The organism is Microbacterium sp. A20, assembly GCF_004794515.1.
Taxonomy (GTDB): domain Bacteria; phylum Actinomycetota; class Actinomycetes; order Actinomycetales; family Microbacteriaceae; genus Microbacterium.
Window position 1 is genome coordinate 1 of record NZ_SSDF01000027.1, and the last position, 5,400, is coordinate 5,400.

The following is a 5,400-nucleotide window of genomic DNA, read 5'->3' on the forward strand; positions in this document are numbered from 1 at the left end:
ATCCTTCTGCAGCTTGAGACCCACACGCCACGCGACGATCACGATGACAGCGACGTAGGCGATCCAGGACCTGGACCAGCAGCTCGCCGGCAGCTGACACACAGCACGGCTACACGAAGAGGGTCGACCATGACGGTCGGCCCTCTTCGTCGTGTGTGGGCGTTTACGGTGGGAGCATGAGTGCGTCCGATGCTGTCGAGGAGTTCGAACGTGGCGTCCTGGAGGGGAGCGCGCCTCTGGCCGCGCTGCACGAGGCGACGGGAGTCTCGGGGGACGCGCGGATGCGGGAGCTGGCCGCGCGAATCTCCTTTCCGTCGTGGCCCGGCGCGACATCGGCGACGGCGCTGAAGCGCGCGGCCCAGGAAGCCGAGATCACGGCCGTGCTCGACGAATACGCGGCATCGGCACGTGCCTTGATCCGCCCCGCCGACCAGGAACGGTGGGAGGCGCTCGTCGCGGAGATGCAGCGCAGAAGTGGTGAGGGGCTCCTGGCGGACGAGCTCGGGCGCAGCGCTGTCGGCGCATCCCTGCTGCGCGAGAAGCTCGGCGGACGTCCGCACAGGCCGCAGCAGCGCGGTATCGACTGCGCGTGCGGCTATGCGGTCGACGGCATCCTCCCGAAGCAGGTGTGTCCGGAGTGCGGCGAAGTGCTGCTGCGACGCTGGGTGGCCGAGGAGCGCCGGCTGCTCCGCGGAATGCCCGCATACGCGGAAGAGGTCGCGCAGGTGATCGAAGACGTCGCGCAGCAGCAGACGACGGTGTTCCAGACCCGCGGCGAGTACCTCGTCTCCGAGGCTTTCGGCAAACGGAAGGCGGGCGGACGCCGTATCGGCCGGCTGGCGCGCGCACACCGAGCCGACCTGGCGAACGTCGACCTGCGCCGATGGAGCAGCTTCATCGAACCGCTGTCGCGCGTCGCGACCACGAGCGTGCGTTCGACCGCGCAGAAGGTGCACAAGCGCGGTCTCGGCGCGGCAGCGCTCACCGAACTCGGCATGCGTGCGGACGCGGAGGGCATCGCAGCATTCGTCAAGGATTCCGAGAAGCGCAAGAACAGCAGCTGGAGGGTCTGACGCGCAGCGCGGATGGGGAGTACTCCCCATCGCCAGCCTCGACCTCTGCCAGTAGCCTCGAAACGTCCGGGGATGAAGGAGGGGACCATGGCAGGCGAACGCGTGCTCATACCGATCAGCGATCTGAGCATCACCAGCGAGAAGCTCACGGCGATCGTGGCCGAGCTGGAAGCCGCCGCGGCCAAGCAGGACGACGTCGAGAACGCCGTCGGCACACCCTACGGCGACGGTCGTCTGAAGGACCGCTGCCACGACTTCGAGGGCAGCTGGAACGACAGCCGCGACAAGCTGCTCACCAAGCTCAAAGAGGTCGCCGAGCGGGTCAAGGGCACAGTCGACGAGGTCACCAGCCTCGACACCGAGATGGCGACGTCGATGGAGCAGTCCGGTTCGGGGAACGCGCCGGGAGCCGGCCGTCAGCCGGCCGCGGTCTAGGGGGAGAGAAGCAGATGCAGACGAACAAGGGACGTGACGTCGAGGTCGTGCCCGGAGACGCCGTGGCGATCGCCGACCGCGGGGCGAAGATCGTCGAGCTCGGTGACAGCATGGTCAGCGCCGCCGCGACGCTCAAGGACATCAAGGACGGCTCTGTCGATGGCGAAGGCTATGCGATGGACAAGATCAAGGATGTCGTCGGCGACGTCCACAAAGATCTCGATGAGGCCGGCCGACGCTACAAGCCGGCAGGCACCACGCTGAGCAACTACGCCGTGGCGCTCGAGACCGCGCAGAGCCGCATGCGCACCATCGTGGCGGACTGCCAGACGAGCCTCACCGAGCTGCAGACCGCGCAGTCCAACGCGGCCGACGCCGCCGACGCGCTGCAGGCGCACAACACGTCCACGCGCCTGAACCCGCCGGCGCCCGAAGACGCATCGGCGAGCACGACAGCCGGAACGAACCTCGCCAACGCGGCCTCGGGTGCGGTGTCGACTCTCAACACCGCCGAGACGACGCACAACGACAACCTCGACGCCTTCGACGGCGAGTACGACACCTGGCACGAGGCCTACGAGGCCGCCGTCTCCGGGCTGACGGATGCGAACAAGATCGGCGAGGACTCCACGTGGGAGAACGTCGCCGGTGTCCTCGCCGTCGTGGCCGAGTGGGTGAGCTGGGTCGGTCTCGCGATCGCCGTACTGGGCCTGATCATCGGCGGACCGTTCTTCGCCATCGCGGCCCTGGTGGTGGGCGTCATCGCGCTCGCACTCACGGTCGCCCTGATGTTCGACGGGCGCAAGGGCTGGGGCGATCTCGGCTGGGCCATCATCGGCATCCTCCCTGTGGGCAAACTCGGCAAGATCTTCAAAGGCGAGGTGAAGTTCGTCGATGAGTTCGTCGCGCAGTTCCGCAATCCCGTGCAGCAGATGACAAGACTCCGGGGCTTGGCCGGCACCACGTCGCCGTGGCGCGGTATCGTCTCCCAGAATTTCGGAGCATATGCGTCGGGGGTGTCCGGTGTCCGTCAGCTAGGGAACAACGTCGTCGGTGGACTGGGCGAGCGCTTCTTCTTCGGCGCCAATCGGTCGTTCCAGGTCGCCTTCAATGACGCGGTGTCGTCGACCGGCCCGCGATTCCAAGAGGTGTTGCGATCGACGCTGCCAGAGGGGCTCGCAAACGTCGCCAAGGCACCGACCAACTCGATGTTCGAAGCCGCGTGGAACACGTTCAAGTGGTCCGACCGCGCAGTGGGGCTCTCCAGTAATGGCAAGCCATCCGGCGGTTTGTCACCCGCAGGGCTCGTGAACGGGCTGCTCTGATGTCAGCGGATGCAGCGTTTGTCTGGGACCTAGACTTCGACGCCGCCTGGTTTGTCCCGCTCCCGCAAGCGGAGGGGGGCCGGATCGGCCTCGATGCGGCCGCTGTCTGGACAGATGCCGCGCTCGAGAGGTTCCCCCATAGCGCGATGTCCGATCCGCAGAGCCTTGCGCTGCTGCGCACGACTGCGAGCGCTCTGCTGTCGCAGGCCGAAGACGGTGTCACCCGATTGTGGTTCGCACCGGCCAACATGTACAGCGATCTCCTCGTGACGATCACTGTGTCGCGAGCCTCGGGGCCTGGAAGTGAAGCGAACGAGGAGGTCTTTGACGACGCCCGGTTCTCCGCTGGATTCGATGTGGTGCCGCTGCGGACCGAGACGCATGGCGGTGGGTTCCTCGTACGTCGCTCCACCCAACTCGAGGGGCAACTCCCGGTACTCATCACGCAATGGACTGTGCGACTGAACGACGGCACCTGGAGCATCCTTATCGATACGCTGGGGACGACCCTTCCCGCTTTCGTCCTGTTCGAGGAGCAGCTCATGCGTCTGATCCCGGGGATCCGACTTCCGCGGCCGGTGGCGGTCGCACCGTGAGCAGATACGACCTCATCGGCGTCGAAACGCAGCTCTTCGAGCGGTATCCGGCGTTGGCTGACCGCCATGCGAATGCTGTACACGCAGGTGCGGCGAAAATCCGGGGCCTGATCGAGCGGACCGATGCCGTGCGCGGTATGGACGCCGACGCGTTCACCGAACATGTGGCTTCCATCCAGCGCACGGCGCTGGCGGGTTACGCCGCGTCCGTGCGCGGCATTCTTCCGGGCGAAGAGGTCGAGCGATGGATCAGCGCGCGAGATGCGCTGAAGCTGACCGCGTACGACGCGCTGCTCGGCGAGGTCGACGCGCCCGGGGCCGCGTCGCTTCTCGATGCCCTGGAAGCGGTGAACGACGCTGGCACCGCATCGGGCGACCAGACAACCCTGGATCAGGCGCTCGATGCCGTCGTGGATCGCTGCTCCTGCGGATACGCCTCCACGCGCAATCTCCCGAAGCGGACCTGCTATGTGTGCGCGCAGGCTGTGACGGCGGCGTGGAATGCGGAAGAGCGACGCGTGCTGCTCCGCCTGCCTGCGGTGCGACAAGAGGTCGACCGGCTGCTCGATGAGCTGGTGGATCGACTGGCCGAGATCAAGCTCAATCCCGCGGCCGAATGGTCTGTCGTCGAGCATGCGCAGCGTAAGGCCCGGCGGCGTCTCGCACGGCTCAACCGCGCTGCGCGCAACGAGATCTTTGACGAGATGCTGACGACCTGGCGCGAACTGGCCGTTGCAGCGTCGCACGACTCTCGGCCGATAGCTCGGTCGGTGGCAAAGGGGGCGAAGCGCTCTGGGCTGGGTACGGCGCGCCTTAGCGCGGTCGCCCTCCCCGGCAATGCCGTGGTCGAGGAACGCGCGAAGAAGCGAGCGCAGACGCGATGAATGAGATGAACGACCTCGGTGTGGAGTTCCGCTTCGGCATCCCGCCCTTCCGGCTCGTCCTGCCCCCGGGGTGGGCGACGCATCTGCCGACGAACGCGGGGCAGCAGGAGGATGTGCGCAAGGCCAGCGCGATCTTCATGCAGGCAGGGCGCCCCGATCTGGACGCCGAGTTCCGCACGATGATGGCGCAGGCCAACCAGGGCATGCGGCGCACCAAGGTGTTCGCGATCTATCGGCAGGAGGATGTGCCGATGGACGAGCTGCTGCCCCTCTCGATCACGGCCTCTGCGCTCGATGCGCCCGACGGCGAAAATCTCGATGCGTGGGTGACGGAGGCGTTCCGCACCCGCGGCGCGGTCTTCCTCGACGAGAATCTCAAGCACATCGTCCGCTGGTCGGCCGAGACGAAGCGGCCTGCCGGCGCGCAGGCGATCGACGGTGTCGGTGGCCGGACGATGACGTACATCATCCCGGTGCCGGGGACGCTGCGTCGCAAGGCGCTCGTCTTCACCTCCACGATCGTGATCCCTGACGGCGACGTCATCCCGGCAGAGGTGCTCGACGGCATCGAGCTGCTCAGCGATGCGATGATCTCGACCTTCGCGTGGGAGCAGTTGGCCGAGGAGGCGGCGGTCCCCGTCGCCGCCGAGCAGGCGCCGACCGACGGCGGCTGAGCGGCCCTCGGCTCGGGATGGGGAGTTGTCCCCATCGACGGTGTCCGTCGGATGCTCGTAGGGTGGGGGTGTTCGGGCCGGAGGGGTCCGGTTCTCTCAACTAGCGGAGGTGTGGACGATGGCCGATTTCGGTGCGTCTTATGCAGAGATGGAGCAGGTGGCGTCGTCGCTGTCGCAGGCTCGTGATGACATTCAGGGTCAGCTGGACACGTTGAAGGGTCAGGTCGACACTCTTCTGGGCGAGGACTTCAAGACGCAGCACGCGTCGGGCAAGTTCGGTGAGGGTTACACGGAGCTGACGACGGGTCTGAAGACCGCGGTCGACGGTATCAACGACATGTCCGAGTCGCTGCTGGGCATGATGCGTGCGATCCAGGACCTGGACCAGCAGCTCGCCGGCAGCTGACACACAG

7 protein-coding genes are annotated in these 5,400 nt (G+C 66.7%); all 7 read left to right on the forward strand.

Annotated features, from left to right (window positions below):
* Window positions 1-176 precede the first annotated feature (176 nt).
* Entirely contained in the window at window positions 177-1,073 is an 897-nt protein-coding gene (locus DW298_RS00700; RefSeq protein WP_136040581.1) for a hypothetical protein, read from the forward strand.
* 87 nt (window positions 1,074-1,160) lie between these two features.
* On the forward strand, window positions 1,161-1,508 hold the full coding sequence (locus DW298_RS00705; RefSeq protein ID WP_136040582.1) for a flagellar protein FlgN: 348 nt from the start codon (window positions 1,161-1,163) through the stop codon (window positions 1,506-1,508).
* 14 nt (window positions 1,509-1,522) lie between these two features.
* On the forward strand, window positions 1,523-2,833 hold the full coding sequence (locus DW298_RS00710; protein ID WP_136040583.1) for a hypothetical protein: 1,311 nt from the start codon (window positions 1,523-1,525) through the stop codon (window positions 2,831-2,833).
* Window positions 2,833-3,429: a hypothetical protein gene (locus DW298_RS00715; protein ID WP_136040584.1), complete on the forward strand. Its 597-nt coding sequence runs from the start codon at window positions 2,833-2,835 to the stop codon at window positions 3,427-3,429. The genes DW298_RS00710 and DW298_RS00715 overlap by 1 nt, the downstream gene beginning before the upstream one ends.
* Window positions 3,426-4,313, forward strand: a complete 888-nt coding sequence (locus DW298_RS00720; RefSeq protein ID WP_136040585.1) for a hypothetical protein — start codon at window positions 3,426-3,428, stop codon at window positions 4,311-4,313. The genes DW298_RS00715 and DW298_RS00720 overlap by 4 nt, the downstream gene beginning before the upstream one ends.
* Window positions 4,310-4,987, forward strand: coding sequence for a hypothetical protein (locus DW298_RS00725; protein WP_136040586.1), 678 nt, complete (start codon window positions 4,310-4,312; stop codon window positions 4,985-4,987). The genes DW298_RS00720 and DW298_RS00725 overlap by 4 nt, the downstream gene beginning before the upstream one ends.
* Window positions 4,988-5,105: 118 nt before the next feature.
* A complete protein-coding gene (locus DW298_RS00730; RefSeq protein WP_028501988.1) occupies window positions 5,106-5,393 on the forward strand; it encodes a WXG100 family type VII secretion target in 288 nt (95 codons plus the stop codon).
* Window positions 5,394-5,400: the final 7 nt, after the last annotated feature.

Coding starts and splice junctions, on each gene's coding strand:
- DW298_RS00730 (WP_028501988.1), top strand. CDS start 5,106: ATGGCCGATTTCGGTGCGTCTTATGCAGAGATGGAGCAGGTGGCGTCG.
- DW298_RS00710 (WP_136040583.1), top strand. CDS start 1,523: ATGCAGACGAACAAGGGACGTGACGTCGAGGTCGTGCCCGGAGACGCC.
- DW298_RS00700 (WP_136040581.1), top strand. CDS start 177: ATGAGTGCGTCCGATGCTGTCGAGGAGTTCGAACGTGGCGTCCTGGAG.
- DW298_RS00725 (WP_136040586.1), top strand. CDS start 4,310: ATGAATGAGATGAACGACCTCGGTGTGGAGTTCCGCTTCGGCATCCCG.
- DW298_RS00705 (WP_136040582.1), top strand. CDS start 1,161: ATGGCAGGCGAACGCGTGCTCATACCGATCAGCGATCTGAGCATCACC.
- DW298_RS00715 (WP_136040584.1), top strand. CDS start 2,833: ATGTCAGCGGATGCAGCGTTTGTCTGGGACCTAGACTTCGACGCCGCC.